13 protein-coding genes are annotated in these 17,029 nt (G+C 71.4%); 7 read left to right on the forward strand and 6 right to left on the reverse strand.

Annotation, left to right across the window (positions count from 1 at the left end):
* Positions 1 to 6: 6 nt before the first annotated feature.
* A complete protein-coding gene (locus ACFC1K_RS06270) occupies positions 7 to 564 on the reverse strand; it encodes a nucleoside phosphorylase (RefSeq protein ID WP_310285397.1) in 558 nt (185 codons plus the stop codon).
* 69 nt (positions 565 to 633) lie between these two features.
* Between ACFC1K_RS06270 and ACFC1K_RS06275 the strand changes: the two genes are divergently transcribed.
* The gene (locus tag ACFC1K_RS06275; RefSeq protein WP_375870903.1) at positions 634 to 2,181 is read left to right on the forward strand and encodes an MFS transporter; all 1,548 of its coding nucleotides are present in this window, start codon (positions 634 to 636) and stop codon (positions 2,179 to 2,181) included.
* On the opposite strand, the gene ACFC1K_RS06280 is transcribed toward ACFC1K_RS06275, so the two are convergent.
* A complete protein-coding gene (locus ACFC1K_RS06280) occupies positions 2,153 to 3,712 on the reverse strand; it encodes a lipase maturation factor family protein (RefSeq protein ID WP_375870904.1) in 1,560 nt (519 codons plus the stop codon). The two genes, ACFC1K_RS06275 and ACFC1K_RS06280, sit on opposite strands and share 29 nt — an antisense overlap.
* Positions 3,713 to 3,716: 4 nt before the next feature.
* Entirely contained in the window at positions 3,717 to 5,189 is a 1,473-nt protein-coding gene (locus ACFC1K_RS06285; RefSeq protein ID WP_375870905.1) for a phytoene desaturase family protein, read from the reverse strand.
* Positions 5,190 to 5,318: 129 nt separating this feature from the next.
* Here ACFC1K_RS06285 and ACFC1K_RS06290 point away from each other — a divergent pair, with 129 nt between their 5' ends.
* Complete coding sequence (locus tag ACFC1K_RS06290) at positions 5,319 to 5,897, forward strand: hypothetical protein (protein ID WP_310285391.1); 579 nt, start codon at positions 5,319 to 5,321, stop codon at positions 5,895 to 5,897.
* Between the two features lie 49 nt (positions 5,898 to 5,946).
* Here the strand turns inward: ACFC1K_RS06290 and ACFC1K_RS06295 are convergent, their stop codons facing one another.
* Positions 5,947 to 8,007, reverse strand: a complete 2,061-nt coding sequence (locus tag ACFC1K_RS06295) for an NAD(+) synthase (RefSeq protein ID WP_375870906.1) — start codon at positions 8,005 to 8,007, stop codon at positions 5,947 to 5,949.
* Between the two features lie 169 nt (positions 8,008 to 8,176).
* Here ACFC1K_RS06295 and ACFC1K_RS06300 point away from each other — a divergent pair, with 169 nt between their 5' ends.
* The 4 genes from ACFC1K_RS06300 to ACFC1K_RS06315 all read left to right on the forward strand — a co-directional run bounded on the left by ACFC1K_RS06300 (position 8,177) and on the right by ACFC1K_RS06315 (position 14,270).
* The gene (locus ACFC1K_RS06300) at positions 8,177 to 11,806 is read left to right on the forward strand and encodes a TM0106 family RecB-like putative nuclease (RefSeq protein ID WP_375870907.1); all 3,630 of its coding nucleotides are present in this window, start codon (positions 8,177 to 8,179) and stop codon (positions 11,804 to 11,806) included.
* Positions 11,807 to 11,908: 102 nt separating this feature from the next.
* Positions 11,909 to 12,229 (forward strand): DUF3467 domain-containing protein, encoded by a 321-nt coding sequence (locus ACFC1K_RS06305; protein ID WP_310285386.1) that lies wholly within the window; start codon positions 11,909 to 11,911, stop codon positions 12,227 to 12,229.
* Between the two features lie 218 nt (positions 12,230 to 12,447).
* Positions 12,448 to 13,008: a hypothetical protein gene (locus tag ACFC1K_RS06310; protein ID WP_375870908.1), complete on the forward strand. Its 561-nt coding sequence runs from the start codon at positions 12,448 to 12,450 to the stop codon at positions 13,006 to 13,008.
* Positions 13,005 to 14,270: a type III PLP-dependent enzyme gene (locus ACFC1K_RS06315; protein ID WP_375870909.1), complete on the forward strand. Its 1,266-nt coding sequence runs from the start codon at positions 13,005 to 13,007 to the stop codon at positions 14,268 to 14,270. Before ACFC1K_RS06310 ends, ACFC1K_RS06315 begins: the two co-directional genes overlap by 4 nt.
* Positions 14,271 to 14,288: 18 nt before the next feature.
* On the opposite strand, the gene upp is transcribed toward ACFC1K_RS06315, so the two are convergent.
* Positions 14,289 to 14,921 (reverse strand): uracil phosphoribosyltransferase, encoded by a 633-nt coding sequence (gene upp, locus ACFC1K_RS06320; protein WP_310285380.1) that lies wholly within the window; start codon positions 14,919 to 14,921, stop codon positions 14,289 to 14,291.
* A 99-nt stretch (positions 14,922 to 15,020) separates the two neighbouring features.
* Here upp and ACFC1K_RS06325 point away from each other — a divergent pair, with 99 nt between their 5' ends.
* Complete coding sequence (locus tag ACFC1K_RS06325; RefSeq protein WP_375871158.1) at positions 15,021 to 15,452, forward strand: nucleoside deaminase; 432 nt, start codon at positions 15,021 to 15,023, stop codon at positions 15,450 to 15,452.
* Between the two features lie 96 nt (positions 15,453 to 15,548).
* Here ACFC1K_RS06325 and ACFC1K_RS06330 read toward each other — a convergent pair whose 3' ends face one another.
* A complete protein-coding gene (locus ACFC1K_RS06330; RefSeq protein ID WP_375871159.1) occupies positions 15,549 to 16,763 on the reverse strand; it encodes a DUF222 domain-containing protein in 1,215 nt (404 codons plus the stop codon).
* Positions 16,764 to 17,029: the final 266 nt, after the last annotated feature.

Here is a 17,029-nt window from a genome sequence, read left to right on the forward strand (position 1 = left end):
TCGGGGTCAGACGCCGTAGTCCGCGCGGATCCGGTCGCGCAGCTGGTGGCTGCAGGCGGTCACGGCGGTGCGCCAGTCGGTGATCGCGCCGTCCTGGGCGCGATCTGAGACGGCCTTGAGTACGCGGATCGGCACGCCGAACCGCTGCGCGACCCAGATGTAGGCGTACGTCTCCATGTCGACGAGGCCGGCGCCGAGCGGACGGATGACCTCGACGGCCTCGGAGTCGTCGACGAAGTGGTCGCCGGTGGCGATCGTCACGCCGTCCCCGTCGAGCTCGACGCGCGCCGGCAGCGACACATGCTGGCCGACGATGCCGTCGATGTCGGTCACGTCGTGCTGCAGGGCGGCCGAGATCTCGTAGACGGATGCGTCGAGCCGGGCGTCGATCGCCCCCGCCGTGCCGACCACCACGATCTCGTCGTAGGCGGTCGCGTCGAGCGCGCGGGTGAGCGCGTAGGTCGCCTGCAGCTTGCCGGGGCCGGTGACGAGGCGGTCGAATCCGTCGAGGTCTTCCGGGAAGGCGACGAGCTCGGAGGCGAGGGCGGCGACGAGGAGTCTCACCCTTCCATCATCTCCCGCGCGGCCTTGTTTCCACCCGCCGCTCTTCGAAACGGGGTTAGCCTGGGCACGATGTCACAGTCACAGCCGGCGCCGCAGAGTTCCTCGAGCACCGCGCGCGCCGTGCCGGTCACGACCGCCGTCATCCCCCTCTCGCACGGAGCTCGCTGGCGCGCGTTCTGGGTCTGCGTGTCGGTCGCGGCGATCACCATCCTCGACATGACGAAGGTCAACGTCGCGCTGCCGTCGATCGGCGAGGTGCTCGGTGCGAGCTCGACGCAGCTGCAGCTGATCGTGTCGGGGTTCGTCCTCACCTTCGGGCTCGTGCTCGTGCCGATGGGCCGCCTGGGCGACCAGCGCTCGCGGCGGACGCTGTTCGTCGTGGGCCTCTCGCTCTACACGGTCACGAGCGTGCTGTGCGCGCTCGCGCCGACCGCCGAGCTCCTGCTGATCGGGCGACTGCTGCAAGGCGTCGCTGCGGGCATCCAGATGCCCCAGGTGCTCGGCATGGCCCAGGAGCTGTTCCAGGGCAAGGAGCGTGCCCGCGCCTTCGGACTCTTCGGCGCGACGATCGGCATCGCGACGGCCTTCGGTCCCACGCTCGGCGGTCTGCTCATCGCCCTCGGCGGGCCGACGAACGGCTGGCGCCTCATCTTCTGGATGAACGTGCCGCTGTGCCTCATCGCGATCGCCCTCGCGCTCTGGCTGCTCCCCGATACCCGCACGAGGTCCCAGCGCAAGGTGCAGCTCGACCCGGTCGGTGTGCTGCTGTTCGGCGCGAGCGTGATCTCGCTCATGTGGCCCTTCCTCTTCACCACCGGCGCGCCGACCGACAACCCGGCGCGGTGGTGGCTGCTCGTCGCTTTCGCGCTGTTCGCGTCCGCCTTCATCGCGTGGGAGCGTCGCTACGCGAAGCGCGGCCGCAACCCGCTCATCCCGCTCGGCCTCTTCCGCATCACGTCGTACCGCAACGGCACGCTGCTGCAGACGGCGTACTTCACGGCGGCGCCGGCGATGTTCCTCGTCACGACGCTGTTCCTGCAGCTCGGCCTCGGGCTCGCACCGGTGTACGCCGGGATGGTCTCGATCGGGTTCGCGCTGGCCTCCGCCGTCACCTCGTGGATCGGCGGCAACCTCGTCAGCACTCACGGCCGCGTGGTCGTGGTGTGGGGTCTCGCCGGCATGCTGCTGTGCGTCGGCGGGCTGGTGCTCGCGGCGCTCTACAGCGACCCCGCGTGGACCCCCTACATCGCCGCCGCCGTCATGACCGTCGGCGGGGCGGGCGGCGGTCTCGTGATCGCGCCCAACCAGGCGCTCACGCTCGGCGACATCCCCGTCAAGCAGGGTGGCCTCGCCGGCTCCGTCGGCCAGCTGGGCCAGCGCATCGGCGCGGCGGTCGGCACGGCGGTCGCGCTGTCGCTGTTCTACGCCGCGATCTACCGTGAGTCCGGCTCCCACGACAGCCTCGTCGTGTACCACGACGCGTACGCCTTCGGGATGCTGTCGGTCGCGGTCTTCCTCGCCCTCGCGTTCCTGGTGGCCATCGTCGACCTCACCGCGCGCCGCACCGCGCGCGAGCGCAAGGCCGCCGTCAGCGGCGCAGAGACGCCGGTCCCATGACCGGGCGCCGCCGGTCGCGCTTCCACCGGGCGTGCGACTCGCGGAACTCCGCGCGCGTCGTGAAGCGGTAGCGGTATGACACCGCCCGCACCCATCGCGGCTTCTCGCCCGCGAACGGATCGTGGGCGAGCAGGCGCAGGGTCGCAGCATCCGCTTCCAGAAGCCGCACCAGGAATGCGGTGAACCAGTCGTCGAGCGACCGCCCGAGGGGGAGGAACCACATCAGCCAGTCGAGGCGCAGGTGGTACGGCGCGAACTGCCGCGGGATGCGGTGCACGTCGCCGGGCTTTCCCTTGAAGGCGTACTCGTGCCAGGTGGCCGTGCCGGGGTCGTCGTCCATCGTGCCTTCGACCACGATCTCGATGCGCTCCTTCGTGACTGTGCCGAATGCGCCGTAGGCGTTGGCGAGCTGCCACCGGTTGAACGAGGCGTTCATGAGCTGCCGCCGCGCGAACAGATTCTGCAGCGGCCACCAGCTGATCACGAGGTACAAAACGCCGACCGCGCACGTGACGACGAGCCAGTACACGGGGATCCCGTCGATCACCCCGGGCCCTTCGACAGGCTCAGCGACCGGTGCTCGGCTCGGTCCCTGAGCCTGTCGAAGGGGCACTCCGATCGCCGAGAAGGCGAGCACGATCGTCATCCAGTTGAGCCAGGCGAAGTTGCCGGTGGCGACGAGCCAGGCCTGCGTCGCGATGACGATCGCGGCCGCCACCGCCCCGACGACGGCGGGCCCCGGCCCCGGCACGAACAGTCCGACGAGCGGCGCGAACAGGAACCACGGCACCACCAGCTGCGCGAAGTGGTTGCCGAGCACCTCGCCCTTGTGGAACCAGCGGGGGAGGAGGTGCGCCTGCCGGCTGAGCGGCCCCGGCATCGGCTGCGTCTCGTGGTGGTAGGTGAGCGCGGTGAGGTCGCGCCACTCGCGGCCGCCGCGGATCTTGATCATGCCCGCGCCGAACTCGAGCCGGAAGACCAGCCACCAGAACAGCACGATCACGACGACCGGCGGTGGCTGGTCGTCAGACCCCAGGAAGGCCGCGAGGAACCCGGCCTCGAGCAGCAGCATCTCCCAGCCGAATCCGTAGAAGGTCTGCCCGATCGACGTGATCGACATGTAGCCGAGCCACAGCGCGAGGAAGCACAGCATCGGCACCCACGGCGGACCGAGCTGCGGGAGGCCGATGACCAGCGTGGCCGCGATCACGATGCCCGCCCAGCACAGGGCGGCGAGCCTGCGGTCGGTGTACCGGAGGTGTCGGAAGAGGGTGGGGCGCAGCTGGGCCCACGCGCCCCGAGGCTCCGCGCGACGCGCCAGCGGCGCGTGGAGAGGGCGTGGGGATCGGTGTCCCCGTTTCGAGGTGCGCACCCACTCGAGGAGTTCCGGCGCCGGCAGCAGCCCGTGCTCGCCGAGGAGCGGGCGGAACTGGTTCAGCGACGACACGAACGCGACGACGAACAGCGCCGCGACGCCCCGCTGCAGCACCTGTCGAGCGAACTCGAAGTCGACCGCGGCGAAGGCGTCCACGGGATCACGCTCCGAAGAGATCCCCGAGCTCGAGGCGGTCGCCGCGATGACGCGCGCGATCGTGCAGGGCCTGGCGCGCGGCGTACCAGCCCGGCATCCCGGTGACGCCGGGTCCGGGCGGGGTCGACGCCGACGCGAGATACACGCCGCGCAGCGGCGTGCGCCACGGCGTCGTCGAGACGACGGGGCGCCGGATCGCCTGTGCGAACGTGAAGGCGCCGCCGAGGATGTCGCCGCCGATGTCGGCGGGGTTGTACGCGGCGCGCTGGGCGGCGGTCATCGCGTGGCTCGCGAGGATGCGGTGACGGAATCCTGGGGCGAAGCGCTCGACCTGCCGCACGACGGCTTCGGTGGGGTCGAACGTCGACCCTGCCGGAACGTGGATGTACGCCCACAGCACGTGCTTGCCGGCAGGGGCGCGCGTGCCGTCGAGCACGCTCGGCTGCACCGTCAGGACGTACGGCCGGTCGGTCAGTCCGCCCCGCGCCACCGCGTTCTCGCTCGCCTCGACCTCCTCCCGCGTACCGCCGAGGTGCACGGTGGGGGCCAGGGCGACGTCTGGGTGGGCCCACGGCACGGGTCCGTCGAGAGCGAAGTCGACCTTCGCGGCGGCCGGGCCGTACCGGTACTGCCGCACCGCGTTCGCGTACCGGGCGGGAAGGTCGGGGTGCGTGAGGAGGAGCCGCGGCGTGGTGTCGAGCAGGAGCAGGTCGCCGGCGTCCGGGTCGCCCCAGTCCAGTCCCGCGAGGGACTGCACGTGGGTGCCGGTCTCGACGGTGCCGCCGTGCGCCTTCAGGTCGTCGACGAGCGCGTCCGCGATCGCCTGCGAGCCGCCGCGGGGGAACGCCCAGCCGTCGGCGGAGTGCCCGTGCGCCGCGAGGAAGAGCCCGGACGCCGCCCCTCCGAGCGAGGGCAGCGGGGTGTTCGCGTGCGCGAGCACGCCCGTGAGGAGCGCGTTCGCCTCCTCGGTGCGGAAGGTGCCGCGGCCCAGGCGCGTGCCGAGCTGCAGGGCGCGCAGTCCGAACCGGACGGTGGTGATCGGATGCCGCGGCCACCGCAGCAGCTGGGACCCGGTGAAGTCCACCAGCCCGCCGAGATGACGGCTGAGAGGGCGCAGGACGCCCCGCCACGCGCGGCCGTCGGGACCGAGGGCATCGGCCGTGCGCTCGATGTCGCGCCACGCGATCGCCGCGCGCCCGCCGTCGAGCGGCTGCGCGTAGGAGGCGAGCGGGTGGATCCAGCCGACTCGCTCGTGGATGCCGAACGCCCGGAAGAAGGGCGACGACAGCGCCGCGGGGTGTACCGCCGAGCACACGTCGTGGCGGAAGCCGGGAAGGGTGAGCGCCGCGGTGCGGACGCCGCCGCCGATGGTCGCCGCGGCCTCGAGCACGCGCACCTCGTACCCGGCGCGCGCCAGCGCGACCGCGGCCGACAGCCCGTTGGGGCCGCTGCCGATCACCGTCGCACGCCTCGCCATGAGCCCCATACTTCCATCGCCTCACGGCCGCGGGAGGGGGTTGACGAGGTGTGGCGTGGCGATCTTCCTCACCGCTCGGCCGCGCGACAGGATGGAGGTGCGGATGGGCCGCGGAGAATGAGGTGGATCATGCAATCGGTGCTTCTCGAGACTCCGGCAGGAATCACGGCGCGGCTCGGCTGGGACCCCAAGCTCTCGGACCACGACCGCAAGCGCGTGCTCGCCAAGGAGATCGTCGCGACGAAGCTCGGTGTCGACCCGAAGGACGTGCGCGTCGAGCGCGAGGCGCCCCGCACCTTCGGGTTCCACACCCAGCTGATCGCCGAGGTCGGCGGCGCCGAGGTGCCGCTGAAGATCCGCAACGTGAACTTCCGCGCCGCCACCGTCGTCGCGGTCGCCGATGCGGACGCCTCCCTCGGGCTCGATCTGCGGGACGCTCACCCCGACGATGCCGAGCTGCACCTCATGAAGCGGCACTCGCACCTGCTCGACGAGAACGACCTCGACAAGCTCCTCGCCCACTGGACCCGCGTGCAGGCCGTGCGCGACGCCGACGGTCGGGGTGCTCGCGTCGCCGCCGATCACGTGCGCCTGGACAGCCCCCTGACGAAGGGCTGGATCCCCGACCGCAAGGTCTTCTACAAGCTCGCGGACCTGTCCCGCGACAGCTGGATCATCACGCTGGCGTACACGCAGGCGCCCGCCTGAGGACGGACTTCGTAGGGAAGGATGCCGCGGGCCGCGGCATCCTTCATCCTCAGTCCTTCACGAGATCGGGGAGGGCGGCCTTCAGCTCCGCCAGCCACACGCGGGCGTTGCCGTCGGACGGGGCGCGCCAGTCGCCGCGCGGCGACAGCGAACCTGCCGGCGAGACCTTCGGACCGTTGGGGATCGCGGAGCGCTTGAACTGCGCGAACGCGAAGTAGCGCTTCAGGAACACCTGCAGCCACTTCGCGACCGTGGGCAGGTCGTAGGCGTAGCGGTCCTCGTCGGGGAAGCCGGGAGGCCACGCGCCCGCCTGGGCATCGCCCCACGCGTGGGCGGCGAGGTAGGCGATCTTCGACGGACGGAACCCGTACCGCAGGATGTGGAACAGCGCGAAGTCGTGCAGCGCGTAGGGGCCGATGCGGTCCTCGGTCGACTGCATCTTGCCGTCCTGGCCCATCGGCACGAGTTCGGGCGAGATCTCGGTGTCGAGCACCGACTGCAGCACCTCGGCCTCGCGGTCGTCGACGCCCTCGCGCTCCGAGATGACCCAGCGGATCACGTGCTGGATGAGGGTCTTCGGCACGCCGGCGTTGACGGCGTAGTGGCTCATGTGGTCGCCGACGCCGTAGGTCGCCCAGCCGAGGGCGAGCTCCGACAGGTCGGAGGTGCCGATGACCATGCCGCCGTGGTGGTTCGCGAGGCGGAAGAGGTAGTCGGTGCGCAGACCCGCCTGCACATTCTCGAACGTGATGTCGTGCACGGGCTCGCCGTCGGCGAACGGGTGCCCCAGACGCTCGAGCATCTCGATCGCGAGCGGCCGGATGTCGATCGTCTCGATCGAGGCGCCGACCGATTCGGCGAGGGCGATCGCGTTGGACTTCGTGTGCTCGCTCGTTGCGAATCCGGGCATCGTGTACGCGAGGATGTCGCTGCGCGGGCGCCCCATGAGGTCCATGGCGCGCGCGACCACGAGCAGTGCATGGGTCGAGTCGAGTCCGCCTGACACGCCGATCACCGGCTTCGGGCCGCCGATCGCGCGCATGCGCTGGACGAGCCCCGAGACCTGGATGTTGAACGCCTCGTAGCAGTCCTGCGCGAGGCGGGCGGGGTCGTCGGGCACGAAAGGGAACCGGTCGAGCGTGCGGCGCAGGCCCACGTCGGTGCGCGGCGGGTCCAGTCGGAAGTGCACGGTGCGGAACGAGGCATCCGCTCCCGTCGCCCTGCGGTTGTCGTCGAAGGTGCCCTGGCGCAGGCGGTCCTGGCGCAGGCGGTCGAGGTCGACGTCGGCGATCGAGCGGCGCGGACCGTCGGGGAAGCGCTCGGTCTCGACGAGCAGGTTGCCGCCCTCGTAGATCATGGTCTGACCGTCCCACGAGAGGTCGTTCGTGGACTCGCCCGCGCCCGCCGCGGCATACGCGTAGGCGGCGAGGCAGCGCAGCGACTGCGACTGGCAGAGGTCCTTGCGATCCTCGGCGCGCGCGATCGTGATCGGGCTGCCGCTGAGGTTCAGCAGCACCGTGGCCCCCGCCAGTGCCGCGCGCGACGATGGCGGGATCGGCACCCACACGTCCTCGCAGACCTCGGCGTGCACCACGAGACCGGGGACGTCGAGCGCCTCGAACAGCAGGTCGGGTCCGAACGGCGCCTCGAGCTCGCCGACGCGGATGTCCTGGCCCGCCTGGTCGTCGCCCGGCGCGTACCAGCGGCGCTCGTAGAACTCGCGGTAGGTCGGCAGGTACGACTTCGGGGCGACGCCCAGCAGCTCGCCGCGGTGGATCACGACGGCGCAGTTGTAGAGGCGGTTGCGGTGGCGCAGCGGCGCGCCGACGACGAGCACCGGGAGGAGATCGACGGATGCCTCGACCAGCCCCTCGATCGCGGCGACGACCGCGTCGAGAACGGGGTCCTGCATGACGAGGTCGTCGATCGCGTAGCCGGTCAGGCACAGCTCGGGGAAGACCGCGACGGCGACCGCGTCGGCATCGCACACGCGCGCGGCCTCGAGCACGGCGTCGGCGTTGGCGGCGGGGTCGGCGATCTCCACCGGGATCGTGCACGCGGCGACGCGGGCGAACCCGTGCCGGTACGCGCTGTCGAAGGGCAGGCTCATGGGGTCAAGTCTGGCAGGTGGCTGTCGCGGACGGACGTGTCGGGGGGCGCGGCTCATGGACGGACGCAGTGTCTGCCGTCGCAGCTACTGTCGAGGTGGGCCCACGCGCCCCGAGGCTCCGCGCAGCGCGAAGCGATGCGTGGAGAGGGTGTGGGGAGAAGGGCGGGGTATGCGATACATCGAGGACGAAGGCCGGATCGTCTGGAGCGCGAGCGATCTGAAGACCGCCGCCGAGTGCGAGTTCGCGTGGCTGCGCGCGATCGACGCGCGGCTCGGGCGCGTGGCCGCGGTGGAAGATCCGGAAGACCTCACCCTCGAGCGCGCCGGTCGCCTCGGCACGGTGCACGAGCGCCGCGTGCTCGCCGACTACCTCGAGCGATACGGGGATCGCGTGGTCGAGATCCCCGAGACGCGATCATCGGATGCTGCGGCCCTCGCCGATGCGGTCGCCCAGACGAACGCCGCCCTCGCGTCGGATGCCGAGGTCGTCTACCAGGCCGCCTTCTCGACGGAGTCGTTCGTCGGCTTCGCGGACTTCCTCGTCCGCGACGAGGCCGGGCGCTGGCTCGTGCAGGACACCAAGCTCGCGCGCCACGCGCGCGTGACCGCTCTCATGCAGCTGGCGGCATACGTCGACCAGCTCGACCGCCTCGGGGTGGCGCGCTCCGGCCGGGTGCAGCTGCTGCTCGGCGACGGCAGCGTCAGCGAGCATGAGGTCGACGACCTGCTGCCCGTGTTCGCCCTGCGGCGCGAACGGCTCGCCGCGCTCATCGCGGACCGCCGCCTCGACCTCGGAGCGGCGGGGGAGCCGATCGCGTGGGGCGACCCGCGGGGCGAGCTCGGCGTCGTCGCGTGCGGGCGCTGCGCGACGTGCGACGCCGAGGTCGTGGCATCCCGCGATCTGCTCCTCGTGGCGGGTATGCGCCCCGTGCAGCGCGAGCGGCTGCGTGCCGCCGGCATCGAGACGATCGAGCAGCTCGCCGGGGCGCCGGCCGGGCCGGCGGGCATGAACCCCGATGTGTTCGCGTCGCTGCGCACGCAGGCGCGCCTGCAGCTCGAGAGCCCGGCGGGCACTCCGCCGCTCATCGCACCGAAGCCCGTGCCGCACGAGGTCGTCATGGCGGAGAGCGTGCGCGCAACGGACGGCGCGTCGGTCGCCCAGGCGACGGTGGCCGCCGTGCTCGAGGCTCCTGTGGTCGTTCCTGCTCCGCCGATCCCCGTGTTCGAGGTCGTCGCGCCTCAGGCGCTCGGCGCGCTTCCGCGGCCCGACCACGGCGACCTGTTCTTCGACTTCGAGGGCGACCCGCTGCACACCGAGCCGCCGACGCCGGGGGAGCCCACGCAGTGGGGCATCGACTACCTGTTCGGGTGGGTCGACACCCGCGAGCAGTACACCGCGCTCTGGGCGCACTCGTTCGCCGACGAGAAGCGGGCGCTCGAGACGTTCCTCGACATCGTGAACCTCCGCCGGCAGCAGTTCCCCGGCATGCACATCTACCACTACGCGCCGTACGAGCCGACGCATCTGCTCGCGATGGCGGCGCGCCACGGCGTGCGCGAGGCCGACGTCGATCGCCTCCTGCGCGACGGCGTGTTCGTCGACCTGTACCCGATCGTGCGCCGGGCACTGCGCGTCGGCTCCCGCTCGTACTCGATCAAGAAGCTCGAGCCGCTCTACATGGGCGATGAGGTGCGCACGAGCGACGTGCAGAAGGGCGACGACTCGATCGTCCGCTACGTCGAGGCGCGTGCGCTGCAGGCCGACGGCGCCGAGGCCGAGGCAGGCCTCGTGTTCGATGACCTCGCCGACTACAACCGCTACGACTGCGTCTCGACCCGGCGCCTGCGCGACTGGCTCGTCGACCGTGCGCGCGAGGCGAAGCTCGTGCCGTCACCGAATCCCGAGCCCGACGAGCGGGCGTACGAGCCGTCGCCGCGCGCGACGCTGCTCGACGCGCTCGCCCTCGGTCACCCCGACGACTCGGTGGCCGCGCGCTCGCTGCGGCTGGGCGCCGCGGCGATCGACTACTACCCGCGCGAGGCGAAGTCGTTCTGGGCCACGCACTTCCTGCGGCTGCGCGAGCCCGTCTCGCTGTGGGACGAGACCCGCGACGTCGTGGCCATCGACCCGGCGCGCAGCCGTGTACGGGAGGACTGGCACTTCCTCGAGAGCGGCAAGGGCGGTGAGCGGCGCATCGTCGAGCTCCGGGGCGACCTCGCCCCCGGCACACGGCTGAGCGAGGGCTCGAACCCGTTCGCGCTGTACGAGCTGCCCGCACCGTTCCCGTTCGAGGCGTCGCCGCGTTGGATCCATGCGTACCGGTCGGTGACCGTCGTCGAGGTGCTCGACGACGGCGCGGTGATCGAAGAGACCGCGGTCGACGGCGTGACCTGGAGCGACCTGCCCCTCGCGCTCACCCCGCAGGCGCCGCCCGCCGCCGGCAACCAGCAGAAGGCGATCGACGCGTGGGCCGACGCCGTCATCGCGGCCGCGCCGGATCTTCCGGCCGACCCGGCCACCGACATCCTGTGCCGTCGTCCGCCGCGCACCCTCACGGGAACCCTTCCCGCGGTGGGGGACGACGCGGTCGACGCCATCGCGCGCGCTGTGCGCGACCTCGACCGCAGCTACCTCGCCGTGCAGGGCCCGCCCGGAACCGGCAAGACGTACGTCGGCTCCCACGTGATCGCCCGGCTCGTGCGCGACCACGGGTACAAGGTCGGCGTGGTCGCCCAGGGGCACGCGACCATCGAGCATCTCCTCGACCGCGTCATCGCGGCGGGGGTGCCGGCGGTCCAGGTGGGCAAGGTGCCGAAGGACGCGACGGGCGATCACGCCTTCACCGTGCTGCCCAAGAACGGCGTGGCGGCGTTCACGGCCGAGCACGAGGCATCCGGTTACGTCATCGGCGGCACCGCGTGGGACTTCAGCCACGAGGGCCGCGTCCCGCGCGGCAGCCTCGACCTCCTCGTGGTCGACGAGGCCGGCCAGTTCTCGCTCGCGTCGACGATCGCGGTGTCGCTCGCCGCTCCCCGGCTGCTGCTGCTCGGCGATCCGCAGCAACTGCCGCAGGTGAGTCAGGGCACGCACCCCGCCCCCGTCGACACATCGGCGCTCGGCTGGGTCATGGACGGCGCCGACGTCATCCCGCACGAGTACGGGTACTTCCTCGCCGAGACCCGGCGTATGCGTCCCGAGGTCGCGGCGCCCGTGTCGACGCTGTCGTACCGCGGCGAGCTCGAGGCGCACCCCTCGACGGCGCTGCGTCGCCTCGACGGCGTCCCCGCGGGCCTCGTACCTATCGCGCTGCGTCATCACGGCAACGCCACGCAGTCGCTCGAAGAGGCCGCGGAGGTCGCCCGCCTCGTCACCGATCTGATCGGCCGGGAGTGGACGGATGCCGCCACCGACGACTCTGACGGCTCCTCGGTCGCGCTGCCGCCGCGGCCGCTCGAGCAGCAGGATCTCATCGTCGTCACGCCGTACAACGCGCAGCAGGTCGCGGTCGAGGCGGCCCTCGCCGCAGCAGGATTCCCCGATGTGCCCGTCGGCACCGTCGACAAGTTCCAGGGCAAGGAGGCCGCCGTCGCGATCGTGTCGCTGGCGGCCTCGAGCGGGCGCGACGCGCCGCGCGGGCTCGAGTTCCTGCTGCTGCGCAATCGCCTGAACGTCGCAATCTCGCGCGCGATGCACACCGCATACGTCGTGTACTCGCCGGGGCTCCTCGACGACCTGCCGTACACCCCCGAAGGTGTGGCGCGTCTGAGCGGTTTTGCGCGGCTGGTCGGCCGGGCCTGAGGCCCGCGTAGACTCGCGCTCACAGTCGAACACGTCGCACACCACAGCCCCGAGCGTCTCGCACCGGTCAGGGACGAGACACCCGCCCGAACAGGAGCCCGCATGGCCGACGACGCCGCGCAGCAGTTCGAGATCGACCTTCCGCCCGAGCTCATCGGCGGCAACTACGCCGACTTCGCGAACGTGTGGCACACGCCGACGGTGTTCGTGATGGACTTCCTCACCCTCGCGCAGCCGCCGCGCGAGCAGGTCGACGCCGAGACCGGCCAGCGCCACACGGTCGTCCCGGCGCGCGTCGTCAGCCGCATCCGCATCCCACCCGACCAGGTGTTCGAGCTCGCGAAGGCGCTGACCCAGCAGCTGGAGTTCTGGGAGCGGGAAACCGGTCGTCGCAACCCGCAGGAGCCCCCGCTCGGCGATTGAGGCGGTGCCCGGGAGGCGCGTCCGAGAGGTGAGCCGCTAGACGGACGACAAGGCCAAAGTCAACCCCTTTGGGCGAAATATTCTCGCCACGTAACCTTGCCACGCGTCGTAAAAAGCGCAGAGGCGCGGTATCCGTTCGGCGAGGGGCGGATGCCGCGCCGCCGCATATCCGGTATCACTGCCTGTGCTTCCTCCTCTGACACACGGAGGGGGACGACATGACCACGATCGACCAGCCGCTCGCGACGATCGCGACCACGCCGGAGCCGGCGGCCCATACCGAAACGGCGATGGATGCTGCGCCCCGGCGCCGTGGGATCGTCTTCTGGATCGTCCGCTACCTGCCCGCCGAAGTCGCCGGAACCGCCGCGATGGTGGTCGGGGGACTCCTCGCCACCCTCTGGACCGACGCGGCACCGCTCATCGCCGTGGCGGCCCTCCTCGGCGAGATCCTCGGCTTCTATGCGGTGCTCGCGATCACGATCTACATCGAGCAGGCGCCCGCTTCGGCGACACGCCGGCGGGCTGTCGGCCGCACCGCGGTGCTGCTGGTGGCGGAGTTCGGCGCGGCCGAGCTGCTCGACACCTTCCTGGTGCGCCCGGCGGCACTGATGCTCGGCGTGTGGCTCATCCCCGATCCGCTGTGGGGCATGCTCGCCGGCAAGATCGCCGCCGACATCGTGTTCTACGCGGTCGCCGCCGGCGCCTTCACCGTCACCGCCAAGACCGGCCTGCGCGACGCACGTCGCCCCGCGGTCCTGAAGGAGGTGGCGACGTGAATCTCGCGGCCCTCCGACGTGAACCCCGCACGACCCGGGCGCTCGAGAGCCGACGTCGGGCCGAGGCATCCGCTCTGCTGTCGTCCGTGGCGGCTCGCGCGGCCATCGCGCTGCACGGTACACCGCTGCTGCTGCTCGACCCGGAGCGCGTGCGCCGGCAGTACCGCCACCTGCGCAACGCACTGCCGTTCGTCGGGTTCCACTACGCGGTCAAGGCGCTTGCCCACGACGCCGTGCTCGACGTCCTCGGCGACGCGGGCTGCGGGTTCGACGTCGCGACCGGCGAGGAGCTGTCGATGCTGACGCGACGCGGTGTCGCGGCATCCCGCATCATCCACACGCACCCGATCAAGAAGCCCGCCGAGATCGCCGAGGCGCTGGCCGCGGGGGTCCGCACCTTCGTGGTCGACAACGACGTCGAGATCGAGAAGTTCCGTGGCGCGCCGAGCGACACACGACTGCTGGTGCGTCTCGCCTACCGCAGCCCGCACGCGAAGAGCGACCTGTCGAGCAAGTTCGGGGTCGGGCCGTTCGAGGCGGCGCATCTCGTCGAGCGGGCGCACGCCGCGGGCATCACGGTCGCCGGCTTCAGCTATCACGTGGGCAGCCAGCTGGACGACCCGGCCCGCTTCGCGACGGCGGCCGCCGACACGCTCGAGCTCATGGGCATCCTCGAGCGGCGCCTCAACGTGCAGTTCGACACCCTCGACATCGGCGGCGGCTTTCCGGCGTCGTACGACTCCGAGTCGGCGGCCGTCGAAGACGTCGCCGCAGTGCTCCGTCCGGTGCTGGAGCCGCACGCGCGGCGGCTCGACATCATCGCCGAGCCCGGCCGGGTGATGGTGGCCGACGCGATGACCCTGGTCACGAGCGTCGTGGGCGTCGCCGAGCGCAGCGACGGTCGCTGGTACTACCTGGACGACGGGCTCTACGGCTCGTACTCGAACGTGCTCACCGAGGACGTGCACCCGCTCGTGTTCGCCGAGCGAGACCTCACCGGTCGGCGAGATGCGGCGAACCATCGCTGGGCGACCCTCGGGGGCCCGACCTGCGATTCGTCGGACGTGATCGCGCGCGAGGTGCTGCTGCCCGACCTGGCGGTCGGCGACCTGCTGGTGAGTCCGACGATGGGTGCGTACACGACGGTCACCGCGACGCGATTCAACGGTCGCCCGTTCACACCGGTCGCCGTGGTCGGTCGCGGTGCGACGACCTCCGAGGTCGCCGTGGCGTCGGATGTGCGCCGCGTGCCGATCGTGTGATCGTGCGGATGTCGCGGGTCAGACCGTGCCGTAAAGCCGGTCGCCGGCGTCGCCGAGCCCGGGCACGATGTAGCCCTTCTCGTTGAGACGCTCGTCGAGCGCACCCAGCACGAGGGTGACGTCGCGGCCGGCGACCTGCTTCTCGATCGCCGCGACGCCCTCGGGAGCGCCCAGGATGCAGATCGCGGTGACGTCCTGCGCGCCGCGGTCGAACAGGAACTCGATGGCCGCGCCCAGCGAGCCGCCGGTGGCGAGCATCGGGTCGAGCACGAAGCACTGGCGATCGCTCAGATCGTTGGGCAGGCGCTCGGCGTATGTCGTGGGCTCGAGGGTCTCTTCGTTGCGCGCCATGCCGAGGAAGCCGACCTCTGCGGTCGGGATGAGCTTGACCATGCCCTCGAGCATGCCGAGCCCCGCACGGAGGATCGGCACGACGAGGGGGCGTGGCTCGTCGATACGGACGCCGGTCGTCGTCGTCACGGGCGTCTGGATCTCGATCGGCGCGACGCGGACGTTGCGGGTCGCCTCGTAGGCGAGCAGCGTCACGAGTTCCTCGGTGAGCTGGCGGAACACCGGCGACGGGGTGCGCTGGTCGCGCAGCACCGTGAGCTTGTGGGTGATGAGGGGGTGGTCGGCGACGTGCAGGCGCATAGAGACAGGTTAGTGCGTCGCGGTGCCCGAACCCGGGGCGAGTTCTTCGCGGGCGGCTACGCTCGTGCTGTGCTTCCCGCCCCCGCCGACCTTGCCGCGATGGACCGCGCGCTCGCGCTCGCCCTGGCCGCGGGGGAGGCCGGGGACGTACCCGTGGGGGCGGTGGTGACGGATGCTGCCGGCACCGTGATCGGCGAGGGCCGCAACCTCCGCGAGGCCCTGCACGATCCGACCGCGCACGCAGAAGTGGTGGCTCTTCGCGCGGCGGCAGCCGCCCGCGGCACCTGGAACCTCGAGGGATGCACGCTCGTCGTGACCCTCGAGCCCTGTGTGATGTGCGCGGGCGCGGTGCTCCAGTCGCGCATCTCGCGGCTCGTCTTCGGCGCCTGGGACGAGAAGGCCGGCGCCGCGGGCTCGGTGTACGACGTCGTGCGCGACCGGCGCCTGCCCTATCGGGCAGAGGTCGTCGCGGGCGTGCGCGAGGACGCCGCATCCGCTCTCCTGCGCAGCTTCTTCGACGCGCGCCGCTGATACGGGGATCCTCGGGGCATCTAGATCTTGCTGCGCGGGCGTGCTCGAGCCCTGGTGATCATCATGGCGCTCCAGCTTCAGTCGGGCGCGTCGTCGTCAGAACGGAGCCTCGGCGGTCAGCCGCTCGACGACATCCGGGCTCGCAGAGGGTCGCACCGTCAAGGTGGGCACCTTGCGTTCGGGTTTCACGACGTAGCGTCGCCCAGTGGGGGATGTCCAGGCCACGGCGCCGCCGGAGCCTTCAAGCTGGCGGACCTGCCAGTCGGTGTTGTCTTTGACGAGGTGGTGTCCTTTGCAGAACGGGAGGGTGTTGTCGAGGCAGGTCTCGCCGTCGTCGGCCCAGCGGATCTGGTGGTCGATCTCGCAGCGGGATGCGGGCATCGAACACCCGGGGCCCATACATCGGTCGGCGCGCCATCTGACGAGTCTCTTCAACGGGGCTGGAGGCGGATAACTGTCGCGGCCGACCGAGAGCACCATTCCGGTCTCGGGGTGGGTGAGCACCCGCATCCACCGGCTGTCGCCGCCGCAGAGTTCGCGGGCCTTCGACAGTGGGATCGGGCCGACGCCCTCCACCAGCGGCGGGTCGCCGGCGCTGGCGTACTCGTCGTCGAGCAGGGCGAGCACCGGGACGGTGACGACGACCTGCGCGCGGATGCCGGACGCCTCCGCAGGCAGGTGGTCGGTAGCGCCGTCGACGAGCAGGTCTGTCGCGACGTCGGCGCGCAGCTGATCGAGGGTGCGGTTCTCGCCGGCGACGCGTGCGATCGCTTTCGCCATCCGGGTGAGACGGCCGTGGATCGCGTGGATCTCGACCTCGGGCGCGAAGATCCACAGCCCGGCCATGCCATCCTGCCCGCGCTCGACGACGATGCGCCGCGCTCGGATCGCGTGCTGGTGCCGTTCCTCCAGGGTCGTCGCCTGGGCGGTCTCGATCAGGGTGCGCAGCGCCCGCCGGAAGGTGCCCACCGGCTCCGATTCGGCCAGCGGAACCGCGCGTTCGAGCAGCCTCTCCCGCAGCTCCGGCGGCGCCTCGTCGAGGAGGTCCGCGATGATCTCGGCGTGCTTCTCGGTGATACGGCCGGCACCGAGCGCATCGAGTGCGGACCAACAGCGCCGCACCAGCGCCTCGGCTTGTGCGATCAGCCGCCCGGCGGCGTACTCGGTGACGCGCATCGCCGCCGCGAGCTCGAGCCGGATCGACCGCTCCACGATGTCGCGCACTCCATCGCCCCGGCCGGTCGCCTCACGCAGCAGTTCACGCCGCATCGCGTCGATCCGGATCAGCCGCTCGGCGGCGAACACCGACATCATCGTCGCGGTCTCCACCACCAGATCCACCGCGTCCGGGATCGGCGGGATGCGGTCCTCCGCAGGCGTTTCGAATGCCCACGCGCCGGCCTCGCTCTCGGGTGGAGGAGGCATCTGCGACATAGACCCAGTATAGAACAAATGTTCGAAACTCGCAATCATCAGATTCGGAGACCGCACGGTGCGAAGGTCGCGTCTCTCAGAAGCCCGCGACCGCACCCGACTACTGCGCGAGGCCGCGGCCCGCCGGTGAAACGGGGGGTCAG

Source organism: Microbacterium sp. NPDC056057 (assembly GCF_042266945.1).
Lineage (GTDB): Bacteria > Actinomycetota > Actinomycetes > Actinomycetales > Microbacteriaceae > Microbacterium > Microbacterium trichothecenolyticum_C.